The 22,945-nt window shown below is 45.6% G+C and carries 16 protein-coding genes; 14 read left to right on the top strand and 2 right to left on the bottom strand.

The window, feature by feature from the left end; translation table 11 throughout:
- Positions 1-145: 145 nt before the first annotated feature.
- The 10 genes from Q5H80_RS13305 to Q5H80_RS13350 all read left to right on the top strand — a co-directional run bounded on the left by Q5H80_RS13305 (position 146) and on the right by Q5H80_RS13350 (position 13,216).
- Positions 146-1,453 (top strand): anaerobic C4-dicarboxylate transporter, encoded by a 1,308-nt coding sequence (locus tag Q5H80_RS13305; RefSeq protein WP_304565489.1) that lies wholly within the window; start codon positions 146-148, stop codon positions 1,451-1,453.
- 510 nt (positions 1,454-1,963) lie between these two features.
- Positions 1,964-3,412: a YfcC family protein gene (locus Q5H80_RS13310; protein ID WP_304565491.1), complete on the top strand. Its 1,449-nt coding sequence runs from the start codon at positions 1,964-1,966 to the stop codon at positions 3,410-3,412.
- Between the two features lie 803 nt (positions 3,413-4,215).
- On the top strand, positions 4,216-5,439 hold the full coding sequence (gene arcA, locus Q5H80_RS13315) for an arginine deiminase (RefSeq protein ID WP_304565493.1): 1,224 nt from the start codon (positions 4,216-4,218) through the stop codon (positions 5,437-5,439).
- A 72-nt stretch (positions 5,440-5,511) separates the two neighbouring features.
- Positions 5,512-6,423, top strand: coding sequence for a carbamate kinase (gene arcC / locus Q5H80_RS13320; protein WP_009844708.1), 912 nt, complete (start codon positions 5,512-5,514; stop codon positions 6,421-6,423).
- 191 nt (positions 6,424-6,614) lie between these two features.
- Positions 6,615-7,625, top strand: a complete 1,011-nt coding sequence (argF, locus tag Q5H80_RS13325; protein ID WP_139685897.1) for an ornithine carbamoyltransferase — start codon at positions 6,615-6,617, stop codon at positions 7,623-7,625.
- A gap of 491 nt (positions 7,626-8,116) precedes the next feature.
- Positions 8,117-9,046 (top strand): aspartate carbamoyltransferase, encoded by a 930-nt coding sequence (pyrB, locus tag Q5H80_RS13330; protein WP_004729720.1) that lies wholly within the window; start codon positions 8,117-8,119, stop codon positions 9,044-9,046.
- 15 nt (positions 9,047-9,061) lie between these two features.
- A complete protein-coding gene (gene pyrI / locus Q5H80_RS13335) occupies positions 9,062-9,526 on the top strand; it encodes an aspartate carbamoyltransferase regulatory subunit (RefSeq protein ID WP_304565504.1) in 465 nt (154 codons plus the stop codon).
- Positions 9,527-9,853: 327 nt separating this feature from the next.
- On the top strand, positions 9,854-10,342 hold the full coding sequence (locus Q5H80_RS13340; protein ID WP_009844705.1) for an arginine repressor: 489 nt from the start codon (positions 9,854-9,856) through the stop codon (positions 10,340-10,342).
- 175 nt (positions 10,343-10,517) lie between these two features.
- Entirely contained in the window at positions 10,518-12,374 is a 1,857-nt protein-coding gene (locus tag Q5H80_RS13345; RefSeq protein ID WP_304565508.1) for a protein-disulfide reductase DsbD, read from the top strand.
- Between the two features lie 212 nt (positions 12,375-12,586).
- Positions 12,587-13,216, top strand: coding sequence for a response regulator transcription factor (locus Q5H80_RS13350; protein ID WP_304565510.1), 630 nt, complete (start codon positions 12,587-12,589; stop codon positions 13,214-13,216).
- Here the strand turns inward: Q5H80_RS13350 and Q5H80_RS13355 are convergent.
- Positions 13,213-14,964 carry a potassium/proton antiporter gene (locus Q5H80_RS13355; protein ID WP_304565512.1) on the bottom strand — a complete coding sequence of 584 codons (1,752 nt, stop codon included), beginning with the start codon at positions 14,962-14,964 and terminating at the stop codon, positions 13,213-13,215. The genes Q5H80_RS13350 and Q5H80_RS13355 overlap by 4 nt on opposite strands.
- A 438-nt stretch (positions 14,965-15,402) precedes the next feature.
- Here Q5H80_RS13355 and Q5H80_RS13360 point away from each other — a divergent pair, with 438 nt between their 5' ends.
- The 4 genes from Q5H80_RS13360 (at position 15,403) to Q5H80_RS13375 (ending at position 19,376) form a co-directional block, all read left to right on the top strand.
- On the top strand, positions 15,403-15,669 hold the full coding sequence (locus Q5H80_RS13360) for a DUF4212 domain-containing protein (RefSeq protein WP_304565514.1): 267 nt from the start codon (positions 15,403-15,405) through the stop codon (positions 15,667-15,669).
- A 10-nt stretch (positions 15,670-15,679) separates the two neighbouring features.
- Positions 15,680-17,383: a sodium:solute symporter family protein gene (locus tag Q5H80_RS13365; RefSeq protein ID WP_304565515.1), complete on the top strand. Its 1,704-nt coding sequence runs from the start codon at positions 15,680-15,682 to the stop codon at positions 17,381-17,383.
- A gap of 208 nt (positions 17,384-17,591) precedes the next feature.
- Positions 17,592-17,978, top strand: coding sequence for a hypothetical protein (locus Q5H80_RS13370; protein WP_304565517.1), 387 nt, complete (start codon positions 17,592-17,594; stop codon positions 17,976-17,978).
- 12 nt (positions 17,979-17,990) lie between these two features.
- On the top strand, positions 17,991-19,376 hold the full coding sequence (locus Q5H80_RS13375; RefSeq protein WP_304565518.1) for a lyase family protein: 1,386 nt from the start codon (positions 17,991-17,993) through the stop codon (positions 19,374-19,376).
- Between the two features lie 107 nt (positions 19,377-19,483).
- Here the strand turns inward: Q5H80_RS13375 and Q5H80_RS13380 are convergent, their stop codons facing one another.
- Positions 19,484-22,915: a PAS domain-containing hybrid sensor histidine kinase/response regulator gene (locus Q5H80_RS13380; RefSeq protein WP_304565520.1), complete on the bottom strand. Its 3,432-nt coding sequence runs from the start codon at positions 22,913-22,915 to the stop codon at positions 19,484-19,486.
- Positions 22,916-22,945 lie beyond the last annotated feature (30 nt).

A 22,945-nucleotide genomic window follows, 5' to 3' on the forward strand; every position in this document is an offset into this window, starting at 1 on the left:
AGGCTCCAGTACGGTTAACCATGTTAATTTTGTGGTTTTTCTGTTGGTTGCACTTTTGCGAAATAGAATCTAAACCATAGAACTATTATGTGAACATTCCAGCGGCGAATGTTCACATAATAAAATCTAAAATGAGGTGTTACTTATGATTGCAGTAGAACTATTTGTCGTCCTGCTCTTTATCTTTTTGGGGGCCCGAATTGGCGGTATCGGTATTGGTTTTGCCGGTGGTGCTGGTGTTATTGCCCTTTCACTGATTCTTGGCGTTCCAACAAGCCAGTCTTTCATCCCGATCGACGTAATCTTGATCATCATGTCGGTTATCACCGCAATTGCTGCTATGCAGGTTGCTGGCGGTATGGACTGGTTGGTACAAATTGCAGAAAACTTTTTGCGTAAACACCCTGAACGCATCACCTTTTACGCGCCGATTGTGACCTTTGTAATGACACTAATGGCAGGTACTGGTCACACAGCATTCTCTACGCTTCCTGTAATCGCAGAAGTAGCGAAAGGCCAAGGCGTGCGTCCTTCTCGTCCACTGTCTATCGCAGTTGTAGCCTCTCAAATTGCTATCACAGCTTCGCCAATCTCGGCTGCAGTTGTCGCTTTCGCAGCAATGCTGGCGCCATTTGGTGTTGATTACCTAACGCTATTGATGGTTTGTATCCCAACAACCTTCATCGCTTGTATGGTTGGCGCGGTTGTTGCTAACTACATGGGTAGCGAACTGAAAGACGATCCTGTTTACCAAGAACGTCTAGAGAAAGGCCTAATCAAACTGGCGACAGAAGAGAAACGTGAAATTCTACCAACAGCGAAGAGAGCAACGTACATCTTCCTAGCTGCGATTGGTTTCGTGGTTTGCTACGCAGCGGCTATCTCTAGCTCTGTTGGCCTAATTGAAAACCCAGCGCTTGGTCGTAACGAAGCGATCATGTCTGTGATGCTAGCAGCAGCAGCGGCTATCGTGATGTTCACTAAGATTGATGCTGCGAAGATTTCTTCAGCGCCAACATTCCGCTCTGGTATGACAGCATGTGTTTGTGTACTTGGTGTAGCTTGGTTAGGTTCAACGTTTGTAAACGCACACGTTGCTGAGATCAAAGACGTAGCAGGCGCTCTACTGGCTGACTACCCATGGATGCTAGCTCTTGTTTTGTTCTTCGCTTCTATGCTGCTTTACTCTCAAGGCGCAACAACAGTTGCACTAATGCCAGCTGCTCTAGCGATTGGCGTAGCACCACTAACAGCCGTGGCTTCTTTTGCTGCAGTAAGTGCACTGTTCGTACTTCCAACTTACCCTACGCTACTGGCAGCGGTTGAGATGGATGACACAGGCTCAACGCGTATTGGTAACTACGTTTTCAACCACCCATTCTTCATTCCTGGTGTGGTAACAATCAGTACAGCGGTTGCACTCGGCTTCGCATTTGGCGGCCTATTCATCTAGTAATCACTAATGTTCTAAACTAAAAAAGGAAGCTTCGGCTTCCTTTTTTGTTTTCTGCTCAATGTGTTATTTGATACACGTCAAATAACCGTTATAAAATTCAAAAACCAACCAAAAATAAAGTTTGAATAAAATTCCAGGATTATTCAGACCACTAATTAGGAATGCCTATTAAGTCAATCTTCCTTTGATTTACCGCCATCCCCATCGAATATTAATCCAAGCTAACTAACCAAAAAACCTTGCCGATTTCCAGCCATTTTCCAACTCATTCACTAGCCATTATTTTTGTGAACAGCACCAAACTTAAATACCGAAGTAAGGAATAAAATAACCGCAGCTAAATTAAATTCAACTTCATTTGGATTAGTAAATATATAAACGAAATTAATTTAAGGTGAGCAATTTTATATCGTTGAACACCTTATAAACATCAGTATATTTACAGTCTATAAATCATTAGTCGCTAATTCACATCACTTCTAATTAAGATGATGTAAGGAGATAGCCATGACAACTCAAACGATACCAAACGAGAAAAAAAAGGGCGGCTTCTTTGCCAACTTTAAATTCCCTTCTGCCTACACCATTCTATTTATTCTGATTGCGTTCGTCGCTCTGCTTACCTGGGTTGTTCCAGCAGGCCAGTACGACCGTGCAATGAATGAAGAGTTAGGTCGAGAAGTACCCGTAACCGGAACCTATCAAGCGGTAGAAGGTAATCCTCAAGGCGTGATTGATGTACTGCTAGCGCCGATTGACGGTTTCTACGACCACAATAGCTATGAAGCCGCAGCAATCGACGTTTCACTGTTCATTTTAATCATTGGTGGCTTCTTAGGACTAGTAACCAAAACAGGTGCCATTGATGCTGGTATCGAACGCGTTACCGCCCGCTTAGAAGGGCGAGAAGAGTTGATGATACCGATACTGATGGCATTGTTTGCCGCTGGCGGTACTGTCTACGGCATGGCGGAAGAGTCATTACCATTCTATACATTACTAGTACCAGTAATGATGGCTGCTCGCTTTGACCCTCTAGTTGCGGCTGCGACGGTATTGCTTGGCGCAGGGATTGGGGTGTTAGGCTCTACCATTAACCCATTCGCGACCGTTATTGCTGCCAACGCCTCTGGTATTCCATTTACCGACGGTATCGCGCTGCGTATTGGAATGCTGATTATTGGTTGGGGTATCTGTGTCGCCTACGTCATGCGCTACGCAAGAATGGTACAAGCCGATCCAACAACATCAATTGTTTACGATAAATACGAAGAGAACAAAGCACACTTCCTTGGCAACGCAAGTGGTGAAAAACTGGAGTTCACCGCGACTCGCAAACTGATCCTGGCCATTTTTGGTGGCTCTTTCGCTGTCATGATTTACGGTGTATCCGTTGCTGGATGGTGGATGGCAGAGATCTCCGCGATGTTCTTAGCTGCGACTATTATTGTCGGTATTGTGTCTCGTATGAGCGAGGAAGAGTTCACAACTAGCTTCATTGACGGTGCTCGAGACCTACTGGGCGTTGCGCTTATCATAGGTATTGCACGTGGTATCGTAGTCGTAATGGACCGCGGTATGATCACCGACACTATTCTTTTCTCGGCAGAACAAATGGTGACTGGCCTTTCTTCAGTTGTCTTCATTAACGTGATGTTCTTCTTAGAAATTCTACTGTCATTCTTAGTACCTTCGACCTCAGGCCTGGCAGTACTGACTATGCCAATCATGGCACCATTAGCCGATTTTGCTGGCGTAGGTCGTGACCTTGTTATCACCGCTTACCAATCTGCATCTGGCTTGGTCAACTTAATCACTCCAACCTCTGCAGTGGTAATGGGCGGCTTGGCGATTGCTCGTGTCCCTTACGTGCGCTGGGTTAAATGGGTGATGCCATTAATCGGAATCTTGATGGTGTTCTGCATCGTTGTACTAAGTATTGGTGCGCTTATCTAAAAACTACACACCACCTTCTCGTTCAAAGCCGCTTTCTTAGCGGCTTTTTTATTGCTATCGCCCCCAGAGCCAGTCCCCAAAACAACCTCACGAGCTGCACACACTCTATTTAAAGCCTCTCTATGGTCAACCTCATCAGCCAACCTTAAACAATCCAAGGACACCTTCGACAAAGAGTAAACCAACGTTTTAATATTGATGTTAAGGCTAATAAAAAACAATCCATTCCTCTCCATTATATTTAGGAAATATTTAGTCATTTATTAACGTTAATTATATTTAAAGTTATTCCCCCTGTAATAACCAAAGGAAAAATAAAAGCCATTTTTATAGAAAATCAACTTTAAACACCCCATTATAAAATGTGATCACAACAGCTTTATTCGCATTTACTTTGTTAATAAATAATTAATTTCACATCCAAAATTAAATATCTAAATAGAAACATTGCATACTTCCAAGCTAAGTACATTCTTATCAATAAATTTATTGTGCATATAATCCCTAACAATTTTGATTCTAGGAAGGTTCATCAAAAAAGCGTGCATAAAGTTCCCTAACCGCTAACTATTTAGAATGTAATCGCCATGACTAAAAGTGCATAAAGTTTGTTAAAACCCTTAATTTCAAAGGGCTGCGGGATAAAAAACGATTTGTGATAGATCTCTAAGAATACCTGACTAGCAGGCGTAATATTAATTCCAGACAAGAGATATGAATAAAATAATTCATTATTCTCCACTGAAAATAAATAATTACTCTTAGCGATAAAAGTAATTCAAATATATAAGAGAGAGACGATCATGAGTAAGTTCTATGTAGGTTCTGAAATAGGTCAATTGCGCCGCGTTCTAGTTCACCGCCCAAGACGCGCACTGACTCACCTAACACCCTCTAACTGTCACGATTTACTATTTGATGACGTACTGGCTGTTGAGCGCGCAGGTAAAGAGCATGACGCATTTACTAAAACGCTACGTGATCAGGGTGTTGAAGTTCTTCTTCTTACTGACCTACTAGCAGACACACTAGCAGTGCCAGAAGCGAAAGACTGGCTACTAAGCTGCCAGGTATCTGATTACCGTTTGGGTAAAACATTCGCAAATGATGTGCGCTGCTACTTGGGCGACTTACCAAACTTAGAGCTAGCAAAAATCCTAACGGGCGGTCTGTCTTACGCTGAGATGCCAATGAAATCATCTTCAATGATGCAAGGCATGCACGCACCAACTGACTTCATTATCGAACCTCTACCAAACCACCTATTTACTCGCGACACATCTTGCTGGGTATACGGTGGCGTATCTATCAACCCGATGGCGAAACCTGCTCGTCAACGTGAAACCAACCACGTTCGCGCTATTTACCGTTGGCACCCAACATTCGCAGGCGAAGACTTCATTAAATACTTCGGTGATGAAGAAAACATCAACTACGACAACTCAACAATCGAAGGTGGTGACGTTCTTGTTCTCGGCCGTGGCGCGGTTCTTATCGGTATGTCTGAGCGTACAACAGCACAAGGTGTTGAACACTTAGCGTCTAGCCTATTCAAACACGGTCAAGCGACACAAGTTATCGCAATGCAACTACCAAAACACCGTTCTTGCATGCACTTAGACACCGTGATGACTCACATGAACGAAGATACGTTCTCTGTTTACCCGGAAGTGGTAAGTAAAGACGTGCAGTGCTGGAACCTAACTGGTGATGAGTCAGGCGCTGTAAAAGCGAAAGAAGAAGGCTACTTCGTAACGGCTATCGAAAAAGCACTTGGCGTAGACAAGCTAAACCTAATCACAACTGGTGGCGACAACTTCCATGCAGAACGTGAACAGTGGAACGATGCAAACAACGTTCTAACGGTTAAACCCGGCGTCGTTATTGGCTACGAAGGCAACACATACACCAACGAAAAATACGACAAAGCAGGCATCACGGTTCTTCCGATTCCAGGAGACGAACTTGGTCGCGGTCGCGGTGGCGCACGCTGCATGAGCTGCCCAATTGAGCGTGATGGTATCTAATCACTAAGACGAAACGGCCAAGTTAAACGATCTTAAATAATCTCAACTTGGCCAAAATGAGAGAACACAATTATGACTAAGCAAACTGTTGTTGTTGCACTCGGCGGTAATGCCCTACTTCGTCGCGGTGAGCCGTTAGAAGCCGATGTTCAACGCCGTAATATTGAAACGGCTGTTAAAACCATCTCTGAAATCGCGAAAGTGTACAACGTGGTTCTAGTGCACGGTAATGGCCCACAAGTTGGCTTACTTGCTCTGCAAGGTTTGGAGTACAAAAAAGTAAACCCGTATCCGTTGGATGTATTGGGCAGTGAGACTCAAGGCATGATCGGCTACATGCTGATGCAAGAGTTCAAAAACTACCTGCCAGACCGCAACATCTCATGCATGTTGACGCAAATGACCGTTGATCCAAATGATCCTGCATTCGCAGATCCAACCAAGCCAATTGGCCCGATCTACGAAGAAGCAGAAGCGCGTGAGTTAGCGGAGAAATTCCACTGGATCGTAAAACCTGACGGCCAACATTTCCGTCGCGTGGTACCAAGCCCACGCCCTACCGGCATTGTTGAGCACGAAGCGATCACACAGCTTATCGATGCGGGTCACCTCGTAATTTGTACTGGCGGTGGTGGCATCCCAGTGAAAAAAGAAAATGGCAAATTAGTCGGCGTTGAAGCGGTTATCGACAAAGACATGTCAGCGGCTTTCCTAGCGAAACAATTGGATGCGGATGCGCTGCTTATTTTGACCGATGCTGACGCTGTTTATCTTGATTGGGGCAAACCGACTCAACACGCACTGCGCAGTACTACACCAAGTGAATTGGCGAAGTTTACATTTGATGCAGGCTCAATGGGGCCAAAAATTGAAGCATCGTGCGAGTTCATTCAGCAAGGCGGCAAAGTAGTGGGTATCGGCGCACTCGAAGATGGTTTGCAAATCCTGCAAGGCCAAGCGGGCACCAATATCACCAAAGGTTAATGCACTAACGAGTTTTATCATCTTGAAAAACTAAAAGCTTGAGAACCTTAAATCTTGAGCGCTTTTAAAGCTTACGAAAACAGAATCAAACGAAACAAAACCGAACAACTTTAACTAAAAATTGAATCGCGCTTTCTTGAATTTTATTTCCCTGTAACAAGGAAGCGCCTAAATCTAAGAAGGAATACATCATGGCTTTTAACCTACGCAATCGTAACTTCCTAAAACTACTAGATTTCACTCCACGCGAAATTCAACACTTGTTAGATCTTTCTATGGAGCTAAAAAAAGCGAAGTACAACGGTTACGAACAGCCAACACTGACTGGCAAAAACATTGCGCTTATCTTTGAGAAAACCTCAACTCGTACTCGCTGTGCATTCGAAGTAGCGGCATTCGACCAAGGTGCTCGCGTGTCTTACTTAGGCCCATCTGGCTCTCAAATTGGCCACAAAGAATCTATGAAAGATACAGCTCGCGTTCTAGGCCGTATGTACGATGGCATCGAATACCGCGGCTTTGGTCAAGAAATCGTTGAAGAGCTAGGCGCTTACGCTGGCGTTCCTGTATGGAATGGCCTGACTGACGAATTCCACCCAACACAAATCCTAGCTGACTTCCTAACTATGACGGAATACGGCCGTGGCAAGCAACTGCATGAAATCAAGTTTGCTTACCTAGGTGATGCTCGCAACAACATGGGTAACTCTCTAATGGTTGGCGCTGCGAAAATGGGTATGGATATTCGCCTTGTTGCTCCAAAACAATTCTGGCCACAAGAAGAGCTATTGGCTGAGTGTCGTGAGATTGCAGAGCACACTGGCGGCAAAATTACACTAACAGAAGATGTTCAAGAAGGCGTGCAAGGTTGTGACTTCCTATACACCGACGTTTGGGTATCAATGGGCGAAGCAAAAGAAGCGTGGGCTGAGCGTATCAACCTAATGATGCCTTACCAAGTCAACATGGACATGATCAAAGCAACGGGCAACCCACATGTGAAATTCATGCACTGCCTACCGGCTTTCCACGGTGAAGATACAACAGTAGGTAAACAACTTGCTGCTGAATATCCACAGCTAAAAGACGGTGTTGAAGTAACAGATGAAGTGGTTGAGTCTGAATACTCTATCGTGTTCGATGAAGCAGAAAACCGCATGCACACGATCAAAGCAGTAATGGTTGCGACATTAGGCAGCTAAGAAATTAAGCAGTTAAGAAGTAAAAAATTAAGAAGCTAAGCACTCACTTGTTCGAAATACATTGATGAGTTAAGTGCAATGACAGGGAAATGCGGGTGGCGTTCTTGGGGTTTTGACCTTGAATAAAACTCGCATTTTTTTTCATGCGGTTGAAGAGATAACTTCCTGGAAAACCCTGTAAGTCTCAGCCCCAACAAAGACTTAAATGGGAGTTTAAAATGGACGTAATCTCGCATAAAAATCCATTAAATGAATACTTTACAGAAAGTATTGCATGGCCTTTTTATCTGAGTATAATCCTCCGCAATTTGTCTTAAGAGAGCAAAAAATGAACCGCAATTTTTTCGCACATGATTGTCAGCCAATACGCCTTAGAACGGCGTTGGTGTCATTTTTATTTTGCTCTATTGATCGTTTCGAAGCCTCCTATTTTTAGGGGGCTTTTTTTTGTCCGCAATTTGACTGTATGCATAGAAAAAGGAAGACCCGTTATGGCGCATTCGTTATTTAACAAGCACATCATCTCCATTCCAGAGCTATCTCGTGATGAACTGGAGCTTATCGTCGATACTGCAGCAAGACTCAAAGCAGAGCCAAACCCTGAGCTGCTGAAAAATAAAGTCGTTGCGAGCTGCTTCTTTGAGCCTTCAACTCGAACTCGCCTTTCATTTGAAACCGCAGTTCAACGCCTTGGTGGCACAGTCATCGGCTTTGATAATGGCGGCAACACATCCCTGGCAAAAAAAGGCGAAACACTTGCTGATTCCGTTCAAGTTATTTCATCTTACGTGGATGCCTTTGTAATGCGTCATCCACAAGAAGGTGCAGCACGCTTAGCGTCTGAATTTTCTAACGGTGTGCCAATTGTGAATGGTGGCGACGGTGCAAACCAACACCCAACGCAAACCTTATTGGATCTGTTCTCGATTTACGAAACGCAAGGCACGCTCGATAACCTCAATGTGGCTTTCGTCGGCGACCTAAAATATGGCCGTACCGTACACTCATTGACGCAAGCACTATCAAAATTCAATAACGTGCGTTTCTTCTTTATCGCGCCAGAAGTGTTAGCGATGCCTGATTACATCTGTGAAGAATTGGAAGAGATGGGCATCCAATACAGCACCCACAGCAGCATTGAAGAAGTGGTGCCTGAACTGGATGTCCTGTACATGACTCGCGTACAGAAAGAGCGCTTTGATGCGTCAGAATACGCGCACATGAAGTCGGCTTACATTCTAACTGCCGATACCTTGAAAGATGCACGCCAGAACATGAAGGTGCTTCACCCATTACCACGCGTCGATGAAATCACAACCGACGTAGATAAAACGCCACACGCTTACTACTTTGAACAAGCTGAAAACGGTGTATACGCTCGCGAAGCCCTATTGGCCCTAGTTCTAAACGACACTTTATAAGCAGGAGATACAGTCATGGTTAAACAAACTCAGCTACAAGTAGAAGCGATCCGTAACGGCAGCGTGATTGACCACATCCCTGCTCATCTTGGTATCAAAATCCTAAAACTGTTTAAGCTACACAAAACAGAACAACGCATCACCATGGGATTGAATCTGCCATCATCTGCGCTTGGTCATAAAGATCTAATCAAGATTGAGAACATCTTTCTGACCAAGGAACAAGCCAACCAATTGGCTCTGTATGCGCCGCAAGCGACGGTAAATCAGATTGAAGAGTACAAGGTGGTTAATAAGCTAACATTAGCACTGCCAGACCAAATCAACAGTGTGTACTCTTGCCCTAATAGCAACTGTATCTCGCACGGTGAACCCGTTGAAAGTAGCTTTAAAGTGCAGCTAAAACAGGAAAAAGTACAACTAAAATGTCACTATTGTGAAAAAGTATTCTCTCGCGAGATCATGAGTGAAATCCGCTAGCCCTTAGCGCTCTTACCTCCGTAAAGGAAACAGCTCAAATTACATGGATATTTATTCCCAACCCGGAATAAATATCCACTTACCCAAAGAATAAAATTCCACAAAAAAAGCAAATGACCAGAATTTTGTTTGGTGATCACCTTCAAAAAGATAACTATTCTTTAGTGGTAGACTGAATGAATAGAAGATCATACATCACGCATACCCTTCCTATTTATTTCGGGATTCATCGGTAAGCCCTAATTAACAATCGTACTCTACGGCTTTGGGAGTGCGTTCTGCGCTATGGACAAGCGATACCCACACGTTGGCTTTAAGGAGTTGTTCATGAACCAAATCACTGAGCACGGTTGCTTGTATTCAGCTGAAGATAAAACACTGACTGCAGCGTGCAAACGCTTACTACAACAGCAAAGCTTCTCGACCCAGAACCAGCTGCGAGAGAAACTCGTCGACATTGGTTATACAGGTATTAGCCAGTCGACTGTGTCTCGTATTTTGTCACAACTCGGTGTTGTCAAAATCCAGAACGCCTGTGGTAAAAAGGTTTACTGCATCACCGTAGAAAGCGCACCGGTACGTGTCGATGCGTCAATCTCATCACAAATCGAATTAATTACTCACAACCAAGCAATGGTGATCGTAAAAACAAACCCTGGTTGCGCACAGTTGGTCGCAAGATTGGTTGATATCGACCCACATACAGAAATTATCGGAACTGTTGGTGGTAACGACACGGTGTTAATTATTCCGAAAGACACCACGAATATAGATGCTTGCGAACAAGTAGTAAGAGCACGCTTGGGTGTTGCCTAAATGTCTTATTGGCAAAAGCTGACAACTCATGTTGAGCGACTGACACTCTCTCGACTGCCTAAAAAAATAGCCCACCCGCCTTAGGGGATATTTGTTTACCGATGAAACTAATCACAAACTATTACGGTCTGATTGAGTTAAGATACCTTCAACTCCATTTTGATGACTAAATAGTATGCGACGACTTGCCACATTACTTTTTGTTTGTGTTTCCCTGTTCACCCAGCCTGCGTGGGCGCTTTTTGGAAACGACAACGCCGAGCCAAGCTTCGGAGGCAATAACAACGGTTTTGTCCCTGTAGACCAGGCTTTCCCTTTCAATTACTACCAGCAAGACGGTAAGGTCCTTCTCGACTGGCAAGTAAAAGAGGGCTACTACCTCTATCAACATAGCCTCTCGTTCACTGGCCAAAATCTTACTATCGGCAATGTTGAAATGAAAAATGGCCAACCACACCAAGATGAATTCTTCGGTGAGGTGAGCATTTATACTCAGCCGTTATTCGTGCAAGTTCCTCTACAGAGTTACCAAGATGGCTCACAGCTGATCGTAAAATATCAAGGCTGTGCAGATGCTGGTTTCTGTTACCCACCAGAGATTCGAGTAATCGACATTGAACCGTTTACTGCGACGAGCTCTGGGGATATGAAAAGTAGTGATGAGCAAAGCAGCGGTGTCTCACAAGATTCATCTGGTGAAGCTGACAAATCAGTGCAACCCTCCTCTCCTACAGCTGACGCAGCAAGCAATACTACTCAACAAACCAATACGCCCGTATCAAAAGAAGCAGGCTTAGCCGATAAGCTCGGTGACAGTTGGTGGACTCCATTATTATTCCTTGCACTCGGTGTTGGCTTAGCCTTTACGCCGTGTGTTCTGCCTATGTACCCAATTCTGACAGGTATCGTATTGGGTGGCGGCAAGCTCAGCCAAGGCCGTGCGCTGATGCTGTCCTTCATCTACGTACAAGGCATGGCGCTGACCTACACCTTATTGGGTTTAGTGGTTGCTTCAGCAGGCATGCAGTTCCAAGCTGCGATGCAACATCCTTACGTATTAATCGCGCTGAGTGTTCTGTTCGTGACGTTGGCGATGTCGATGTTCGGCGTTTATAACCTACAACTACCAAGCAGTATCCAAACTTGGCTTAACAACCAAAGTAACAAGCAACAAGGTGGCAATACCTTGGGCGTGTTCGCAATGGGCGCTATCTCTGGCTTGGTGTGTTCACCTTGTACCACAGCGCCACTGTCAGGCGCATTACTGTATGTCGCTCAAAGTAGTGACCTATTAACCGGAGCGATCGCTCTTTATGCGTTAGCGATGGGTATGGGTATCCCGCTGATCTTGGTTGCGGTATTTGGTAATAAGCTGCTGCCAAAAGCAGGCAGTTGGATGGACAAGGTGAAGATCGTATTCGGCTTTATCTTACTGGCAGCGCCTATCTTCCTGCTAGAGCGAATTATTCCTGAATTGTGGGCAACGGTACTTTGGTCCGGACTAGGCTTCATCGCCTTTGGTTGGCTTTACCACAGCAAGAATGCACTGCCATTTGGCGGCTGGAAGCAAAGCGCTGTGGGTATCATCGCGATGCTCGGACTATTCGCTTCAGCGCAACCTGCATTGAATTACTGGTTCGCAGAAAAGAGCGTTGTGGTTGAGCAACAAATCCAATTTGCACGCGTTAACACGGTTGAAGAGTTAGAGATACAGCTGATTGAAGCCAAGAAACTCGGCAAGCCAGTGATGCTCGATTTCTACGCCGATTGGTGTGTGGCATGTAAAGAGTTTGAGAAGTACACCTTCCACCAAGCTGATGTTGAGAACAAGCTTTCTAACTTTGTACTACTTCAGGCTGACGTAACGAAAAACATGCCTCAAGACATTGAACTGCTTAAACAATTACAGGTACTCGGTTTGCCAACAATTGAGTTCTGGGACAGCAAGGGTAACCATGTTCCAAATGCTCGTGTCACCGGTTTTATGCCTGCCGATGTATTCTTGAAACATATGCAAAACCACCAGCTATAACGGCAATATTCACGGGAATATCCGCCTAAACGAAAGCCGCACCGCCCCTCCGTAACGAGATGGCAGTGCGGCTTTTTTGCTATTCAGAGTAACGCTTTCTTATTCTGGGGATAAAAGTCGATATGGTTCAGACTTTTAATGCATAAATATTGTCCACATACTCAATCAGGATGATAATAAATATTAACTAAATTGTTAAAAGTATGAACGTCATGGACTCGACCTATACCATCATCATTGCTGATGACCACCCTCTCTTTCGCAACGCCCTGTTTCAGTCAGTTCATATGGCGATCAGCGGTGCGAACCTGCTTGAGGCCGATTCTCTCGATGCCTTACTGACTCTGCTGAAAAAAGAAGAGGAACCTGACCTGTTGCTTCTCGACCTTAAAATGCCGGGAGCAAACGGGATGTCAGGCTTAATTCAACTGCGTGCTGAATATCCAGATTTACCGATTGTGGTGATCTCAGCCAGCGAGGATGCCAGCGTTGTAACTCAAGTGAAAAGCCACGGTGCCTTTGGCTTTATTCCTAAATCGAGCGATATGCGTGAATTGGTGAGCGCACTGAATCAAGTGCTGAATGGCGACCCGTTCTTCCCTGAAGGGCTTATCACCAACAATGCAGCCTGTAGCGACCTTGCGGAAAAGCTTTCCACACTGACGCCTCAGCAATACAAGGTTTTAGGGATGCTTTCAGACGGCCTGCTGAACAAGCAAATCGCGTATGAATTGAATGTTTCGGAAGCGACCATCAAGGCACATATGACAGCCATCTTCCGTAAACTGGATGTGAAAAACCGAACTCAGGCAGTTATCTTGCTACAAGAAGTCCACAACTAAGCTTCACTGATATCCTCTTCTAAAGTCGTCTTAGGCAAACATAAACCCAGCTTGACGACTTTATGATCATCTATCTCTGCAACTACCCAAGTAATGTCATGCCACACAAAACTATCGCCCAGTACTGGATGCGCGCCTAACTCTCGTTCAGCCAATTCTTTTAGGGTCATGTCTCGCTCTTCTTCCGAGCCCAATTCAATACCATAGCAGTCACTAACGGCTGCAATTGATAATCCAACCTCAAGGAAGAAATCACCAAAGAATCGAGCGGCCTCTTCAGCTAGAGGAGCCTCACTGAATAGCGCACTTAAGCTCTCTAGGTCTTTATCTTGGCCAAGTACACAGAGAATATCGTTCGCCTCTAACACGGTGCTACCCGATGGGTGAAGCAAAGCATCTTTTCTAAACAGTGCAGTAATTCGTGTCCCTTCAGGCATAGACAAACGCTTAAGCGGTTCACCAACACACCACTTTTCCTCTTTCAGCTTGTAGACAAACATCTCCCACTCACTGGTCGGATAAATCTCAATGCCGGTACGAGAAATCGGTGTTGGTGTCGGTGGTAAGGTCACCTGAGCCAACCTCGCAACTTTCATCAAACTACCGCCCTGAACAATCAGCGAAACCATAACCACGAAGAAGGCGATATTGAAGTAAAGCTGAGCATTGGGCAGGCCAGCCATCATCGGGAACACTGCCAAAATGATCGGCACAGCACCACGTAAACCTACCCAAGAAACAAACCAACGTTCTTTGGTGGTAAAGCTTCTGAACGGCAGTAAACCCAACCAAACCGACACTGGACGAGCAAACAAAATCATACCGAAAGCCAATGCTAACGCAGGAAGTGCAATGTCCATCAATGTCGATGGCGTAACCAATAGCCCCAGTACCAAGAACATCACGATCTGGCTTAGCCAGGTCATGCCATCAAGAACATTAAGGATAGAGTGCCGAGAGCGAGTTGGACGATTACCAATGAACAGACCGACTAGGTAAATCGATAAGATGCCACTACCACCAAGCATGTTAGAGAACGCAAACAGAGCCACACCACCGCTAAGCACGAGAATTGAGTAAAGGCCATCGGCCAGCTGCACTCGGTTAATTAGACTCCATAGAAGCCAACCGCCACCAATACCAACAAGGGTGCCGATACCAAACTGCATCGCGAAGCTTTTGAGTAGAAAGTTCATTCCCATCTCGGCATCAGGGGTGCCCAGTAGCGCAATTAAAGTCACCGTAAGGAAAACAGCCATTGGGTCATTGGTACCGGATTCGATCTCTAGAGTTGAGCCAACACGTTCATTGAGGCTCTGCCCTTTCAACAAAGAAAATACCGCGGCTGCATCGGTCGAACCGACAATCGCACCAACCAAGATCCCCTGCATCAATGACAGGTCGAACAGCCATGCCGCCATTAAGCCGGTTAGGGTTGCAGTACAGGCCACGCCTATTGTGGCTAGTGAGAGCGACGGCCAAAAAGCGACCTTGAAGCTCGCGACCTTAGTTCGCATACCACCATCAAGCAGGATCACGGCAAGCGCAAGGTTACTCACCAAATAAGTCAGCGAGTAATCATTGAAATTAATGCCACCGGGGCCATCTTCGCCCGCCAACATACCAACGAACAAAAAGATTAAAAGAATCGGAACGCCCAATCGAGAGGACACTTGTGAGAAAAGTACACTGAGGGCGATGAGTACGGCACCAGTCAAAAATAAGTGGTTAATGGTTATTGCGTCCAATTCGTTCCCCCAAAGAATAAAATTCGAGCTTTAAGCCTGTTGTTCTTTTGCCACTAGCTTGTTGATCTTCTGCCGTTTAGCAAGGCACGGTCGGTGAAAGTGCCGTAGTTACTATAACAAACTTATGTTTCGCTTCGTGTCATAAGCAGGACTAAATACCGTTTCTCGGTCATTTAGTTGTTAAATTTTATGACTCGCAGTCTAATTCATCTCTTTTTGTTAGACCTTTGGCTAATTTAACAACATTGCAACATCACACTTTTCTATGGTTATGCCTCATAGCGACCATATTTCAGTACATTAGCGTCAATATCATCCCGACTAAAGTTGCACAGATCCCTTGACTTATCCTTGCTACATTCTAAATCGTAACATTACGTTAACACTGTAATTTTCTACAGAAACGGTTTCTACTGAAATGGAATAAAGGAGAAGGCAATGGCGTTCGAATCAACAGAACATGCTCAAGCCTACTGGAAGGAAAACTTGGGAATAATGGGAACACTGCTCGCTGTATGGTTTGTGGTGTCTTATGGCGCTGGCATCTTATTTGTGGATGTCCTAAATACCATTCAATTTGGCGGATTTAAGCTAGGTTTTTGGTTCGCTCAACAAGGTTCGATATACACCTTCGTGGCGCTGATATTTATTTACGTTGTTCGCATGAATGCGCTCGACAAAAAATACAACGTACAGGAAGACTAGAGGCTAGAACATGGATATTCAAACTTGGACGTTTATTCTCGTCGGTATTACTTTCGCAGTATATATCGGCATCGCAATCTGGGCTCGCGCTGGAACAACTAGTGAATTCTACGTTGCTGGCGGCGGCGTACACCCAGTAGCAAACGGCATGGCAACAGCCGCTGACTGGATGTCGGCAGCATCCTTCATCTCAATGGCAGGTATCATCTCATTCGTTGGTTACGACGGTGCGGTTTACCTAATGGGTTGGACAGGTGGTTATGTACTACTTGCGCTATGTTTAGCACCTTACCTACGTAAGTTCGGTCAGTTTACGGTTCCTGATTTCATCGGTGAACGTTACTACTCGAAAACAGCACGTATGGTAGCGGTATTCTGTGCAATCTTCGTATCGTTCACGTACGTTGCAGGCCAGATGCGTGGTGTTGGCGTTGTATTCTCTCGTTTCCTAGAAGTTGATATTAACCTAGGCATCATCATTGGTATGGGTATTGTGTTCTTCTACGCAGTACTCGGTGGTATGAAAGGCATCACTTATACGCAGGTAGCTCAATTCTGTGTCCTCATTTTCGCCTTCCTTGTTCCAGCAATCTTTACCTCAATCATGATGACGGGTAACCCACTTCCACAAGTTGGTATGGGCTCAACGCTATCAGGTACAGATGTATACCTACTTGATAAACTGGATGGACTAACAGAAGAACTCGGATTTACCGCCTATACCGAAGGTAACAAGAGCATGGTAGATGTATTCTTCATCTGTGCAGCTCTAATGGTAGGTACTGCCGGTCTTCCACACGTAATCATTCGTTTCTTCACAGTACCAAAAGTACGTGATGCTCGTATCTCTGCGGGTTGGGCTCTACTGTTCATCTCATTGCTATACACAACAGCACCTGGCGTTGCAGCATTCGCTCGTGTAAACATGATCGAAACGATTAACGGTCCAGACATGCAGGGTGTCGCAGCAGCAGACGCACCAAGCTGGTACAAAAACTGGGAAAGCACTGGCCTAGTTGGTTGGGAAGATAAGAACGGCGATGGCAAAATGTTCTACTCGGGCGATGAACGTAACGAGATGAAGATTAACCGTGACATCATCGTACTGGCTTCTCCAGAACTAGCAAAACTACCAAACTGGGTTGTCGCACTACTTGCAGCCGGTGGCTTAGCCGCAGCACTATCAACAGCCGCGGGCCTGCTATTGGTAATCTCAACGTCGATTTCACATGACTTGTTGAAGAAAGGCTTTAGACCAAACATGACCGACAAGCAGGAGCTGTTAGCCGCTCGTTTAGCTGCCATGATCGCGATTGTCGGTGCTGGTTACTTAGGTATTAATCCACCAGGCTTTGTAGCACAGGTAGTAGCGTTTGCCTTCGGCTTAGCCGCAGCATCCTTCTTCCCAGCGATCATCCTAGGTATCTTCTACAAGAAGATGAACAAGGAAGGCGCAATTGCAGGTATGTTGTCAGGTATTGCCTTCACAGCAAGCTACATCATCTACTTCAAGTTCATTAACCCAGCAGCAAGCACACCGGAAAACTGGTGGTTTGGTATCAGCCCAGAAGGCATCGGTACGCTAGGTATGTGTCTAAACTTTGTAGTATCAATTGCAGTGAACAAAGTGACAGCTGAAGTTCCTGAAGATGTACAAGAGATGGTTGAGAATATCCGTTACCCGAAAGGTGCAGGTGAAGCTCACGACCATTAAGAAGCTCGCTACTTAGTGACTAGGTAGTAAGCACTTAGAAAAAGAATCAGTACTTACATTGTAGGGATTAGGTACTGATTCCAGAAAGCCGATACTTATGTATCGGCTTTTTCTTTTCCTGCTCATTTTATAAAAAGAGAAACAAAGGGTTGTTTTTAAAACATCATTTGATAATAATTATCATTAACATCCAAATAAAGAGATGCAGATGATGATGAAAGAACAGCAGGTTCTCTATTCGAAATTTTACAAAGCACAGGATCGCTTTACTTCACTAGAACAAGTTCAAGGCCATGAGCCGTTTGTGATTCGAGATTATATCGAATGTGCACTCACGCTTTCAGCTTACTATGAAAAGCATGCCGCCCAAGAAAACATCTTGTTGTGCGAGCTGTACCTGCGCCAAGTCTTCTTCCATTTGATTGAAGCGATTGAGTCTCCTGACCGCAGTTTCACCTTTCGTCATATCTGCCTAGACTCTATTTACTCGCCACTGTTTTATTTGAAACGACACTACTGCCAGCAACCACAAGGCCAAGCGCGTTTTTTGAATATCAGCCAAACACTACAACAAGTCCAAGCCCCACTTGGCTAACAAGGATAGAAGATGACCCTACAATATCGAATTGAGAAAGACAGCATGGGCGAAGTTAAAGTCCCCGCCGATGCATTATTCCAAGCACAAACTCAACGTGCCGTGGATAACTTCGCGTTTAGTTCGCACAAGATGCCAGCCAGTTTCATTCAAGCACTGGCGCTGATTAAGCAGGCCGCCGCCGATACCAACGCTCAGTTAGGTTTATTAGAAGGTGATATTGCCAACGCGATAGCCGAAGCTAGCCAAGAGATCATTGAGGGTAAACACCTCGAGCAATTCCCTATTGATGTTTACCAAACCGGTTCTGGTACAAGCTCTAACATGAATGCCAACGAAGTGATTGCGACGCTCGCTTCAAGAAGCCTGCAAGGAGACGTGAACCCGAACGATCACGTAAACATGGGGCAAAGCAGTAACGATGTAGTGCCAACCGCGATTCAAATCAGTGTCGCTTTGATGGCAGAAAATAAGCTGCTGCCTGCACTTACCCACCTTTCTGCGGCGCTTACCGTAAAACAGCGTGAACTTGCTGAGGTAGTCAAAACTGGCCGTACCCATCTAATGGATGCAATGCCGATTACCTTTGATCAAGAGCTTGGTGGTTGGAAATTTCAGATTGAACATGCCAAGCAAGCGATAGAAAGCAGCTTGCCAGCAGTCAAGGCGCTTGCTCAAGGTGGCACTGCGGTTGGTACGGGGATCAATGCCGACCCACGCTTTGCCGATAAGTTTGCAAGTAACCTGTCTCAATCGACAAAGATCAGTTTTACCTCGAGTGAAAACTTCTTTTTTAACCTCAGCAGCCAAGACGCGATCGTTGCATTTTCTGGCCAGCTCAAAACGGCAGCGGTTGCGATCATGAAGATCTCAAACGATCTTCGCTGGATGAACTCAGGCCCACTGGCTGGCTTAGGGGAAATTGAGTTGCAGGCTCTGCAACCGGGCTCGTCGATAATGCCTGGCAAGGTAAACCCTGTAATTCCAGAAGCTGCAGCCATGGCGGCAGCGCAAGTGATTGGTAACGACACCACCATTACTGTCGCAGGCCAATCTGGTAACTTCCAACTAAATGTGATGCTGCCAGTGATTGCTCATAACGTATTAGAAAGTATAGATCTTTTAGCTAACAGCTCAGTCGCCTTAGCAGATAAAGCCGTTGCGACCTTCACAGTGCGCCAAGACAATCTCGATTTAGCGCTTTCAAAGAATCCGATTCTGGTGACCGCACTCAACCCTGTGATTGGTTACCTAAAAGCGGCGGATATTGCCAAGAAAGCTTATAAAGAAGGCTTACCAATTCTGGATGTTGCCGAGAGAGAAACCGACCTAAGCCGAGAAGAACTCAGCAAGTTGCTTAACCCAACCGCTCTAACTCAAGGTGGTATTGCGGGTTAGCCAGAGACTACGCTAAGCCAGAATAGAACTATAGAAACACAAAAGGGCCTCATCCGAGGCCTTTTACATCCGTACATTAATTAGGAATTTAAGCTGATTACTCTTAACTAGCTCACCCGATTTAGAACCGCTCTGAGTTTTAGTGGCTTCACAGGCTTAGCAATAAAGCTAAAGCTGTTGGCCTTTATCGCTGCCAACATGTCATCGGTTCTATCTGCACTGATAATGACCCCTTCAAAAGAGTCACCAAGGCGCAAACGACACTGCTGCAATACTTCGAGCCCCGTTCTGCCATTATCTAAACGATAATCAGAGAAAATCACATCCGGCTGCCAATCATCATCGAGACACTTCAAACTTTCGACTAAGTCGACAGCGGTCTTAACTTCACATCCCCATCGCCCTATCAAGTTCTCCATACCGACCAAAATTTCTCGCTCATTATCGACACACAATATCTTCAAGTGCTCGATATCACTGGTCGCCATTGGCGTCGAAGCTTGCACAACCGGAGCCACTTGCTCTGCTCTCGCTAAGGTGATGGAAAAGACGCTGCCTTCTCCCGGCCATGAACGCATAGAGATTTGATGACCAAGCACATGAGCAATGCCTTTGGAGATGGCTAATCCTAGCCCTAACCCTTGATCGGCACGAACTTGGCTACCGCGAGTAAACTCTTCGAAGATCTCTTGTTGTTTGTCTTCATCGATACCGGTTCCGTTATCCCATACATCGATTCGTACCTGACCATTCACTCGTCTCGCACCAAGTACCACTTTCCCTTCTGGGTTATAGCGAAAAGCATTGGTTAAAAAGTTCTGAATCACTCGTCTTAATAACTTAGGGTCAGAATGAATAAACAGTGACGATGGAATCATCTGAAACTGTATTTTTTGCTGTGTCGCTAAAGCGCTAAATTCCGCATTCAAATTGGTTAACACATCGTGTACCGCAATCGCGTGAATGTTGGTTTCCAACTTGCCTGATTCCAATCGCGAAATATCCAGTAAGTCACCAATCAGATCTTCAGCCGCACCCAACGCACTTTCGATATGAGAAGAAAGCTGCTTCACCTCTTGTTCTTTTGCGACCTCAGAAAGTGACGACGCAAATAGACGTGCGGCATTGAGCGGCTGCATTAAATCGTGGCTTACCGCAGCAAGAAAACGACTCTTGGATTGTGATTCTTGGTCAGAGATTTGCGTCGCCTTTACCAAGCGATGGTTAAGCTTCTCGAGCTCTTGAGTTCGTTCATGGACTCTCGATTCCAAGCTTTCATTAGCATCTTTCAGCGCTTGCTCTGCTTGTCTGAATACCGTGATGTCGGTAAAGCTCATGACAAACCCACCACTTGGCATTGGGTTACCTTGCACCTCAATCACTCTACCATCAGGACGAATACGAGAAGAGGTGTGTCGTGTGCCTTGCTCAAGGTGATAGACACGACGTCGAACGTGATCTTCTGGGTCACCAGGACCACACAAACCTTGCTCAGCATTGTGACGAATTACATCTGAAATGGGTCGACCCACCTGAATCAAGCCAATAGGGAATTCAAACAGCTCAAGATAACGTTGATTCCACGCCACCAGCCTCATTTGTTTGTCTATTACTGCAATGCCTTGACCAATATGTTCAATCGCACCTTGCAGTAAACCACGGCTGAAATCGTACAGTTCAGAGGCCTCATCAACGATGGTCGCAACTTCCTCAAGCTGCATATTTCTGCCCTGCAAGGCCGAAGTAAGTACTAACTTAGCTGAAGATGCACCGAATACACCAGCGAGCACACGTTCTGCATGTCGAATCAGGCTTGCGGGCGCTTGTTGGTTAGGAAGTAGCGGCTGCCCGTGCTGTTGCCAATAACTCTGCAAGGCACTTTTCGCACGCTTACGCCCCACAAAACGAGACGCCAGCATCTCTAATTCAGCAACCGTCACACGGCTCTGATAGAGGCTGATGTTCTCATTTTCTGGTAATGGTGTGCCAATAAAAGCAGCCGATTGTAAACGCTCACTTAAGCTTGGTCTAGTCACCATCGAAACCACGGCATAACACAAAGTATTCAGCAAAATACTCAGCACAATCCCCCAGTTTGAACGGCTGATCTCCCAACTGTTGAGCAACTCTGGTGGCGTGATAATCCACAGTAAAAGGTTACTTTCACTGTCGCCTGCCAGCATACTGGTTTGGCTCATCAGGGTGATCAGCCAAATCAACGAGCCCACCATTAAGCCGACATAAACCCCCTTCCGGTTACCCGGACGCCAGTACAAACCACCAATAAGTGCTGGCGCGAATTGAGCAATCGCCGCAAAAGAAAGAAAGCCAATCGCCGACAGTGAGTGAATGGTATCGAGCGCTTGATAGAACAACCAAGCACCAAGTAACAGCAGTAAAATCAACCCGCGTCGAATCACCAATAACAGACCTGAAAAATGTCGATGGGTTCTTTGAGTTAGGCGCATACGGCGCAATAACAGTGGCATCACTAAATCATTTGATACCATAATCGCTAATGCGATGGTCGAGACAATCACCATTCCACTCGCCGCCGAAGTACCTCCGAGGAAAGCCAACAAAGCTATGTGATTAGCACCTTCAGCCATTGGCACGCTGATCACGTAAGTATCAGCCGGCATGTCGGTGAGCAGCCCTTGTCCTGCCCAAGCAATTGGCAGCACAAATAGGCCCATTAGAATCAAATAAAGTGGAAACAACCAGCGAGCGGTATGCAAATCTTGAGGACGTTCGTTCTCAACCACCATGGTGTGGAATTGGCGCGGCAGACAGACAATCGCCAACATGGTCAACACGGTATGAATAATTAAGGTCGGAATATTAGGCGATTCGTAGGTGGACGCCGCCACATCAAACAAGTCAATTTTGTCACTGCTCATCGCCAGGTAGATAATAAACAGGCCAACAATCAGGAATGCTGCAAGCTTAACGATAGATTCAAACGCTACAGCCATCATCATGCCACGGTGATGCTCTGTGTTATCGATATGACGTGTACCAAACAGCATAGTAAAAATGGCCAAAGCACCGACCACAAACCAAGACACGTGATAATCCTGATAGCCGAAATCAGCCGCTAGGTTTGGCGCAACAATATCTAGTCCCATGGTGATACCACGGAGTTGCAGCGCGATATAAGGAAGAATACCGACCACAGCGATCACGGTCACCGCTACCGCTAAGCCTTGAGATTTGCCATAACGAGCCGCAATAAAATCGGCAATTGAAGTGATGTGTTCACGCTTTGCAATCAGGATCAACCGCGCCAAGATCCGCCACCCGAGCGTAAAGACCAGAATGGGGGCGAGATAGATAGGTAAAAAGGACCATGGGTTATTGCTCGCCTGTCCGACCGTTCCATAGAAAGTCCAAGAGGTACAATACACTGCAATCGAAAGGCTATAGATCCATGGCCGCCAACGCGATAGCCAACGAACCTGCCTGTCTCCATACCAAGCGATCAGAAATAACACACCCAAATAGGCTAAAGAGACTGGAATTACTATCCATCCTTGCATTAAAAACCCTTTTTCATCCATAAAAAAACC

It is taken from the genome of Vibrio sp. SNU_ST1, from assembly GCF_030563405.1.
Classification (GTDB): Bacteria; Pseudomonadota; Gammaproteobacteria; order Enterobacterales; family Vibrionaceae; genus Vibrio.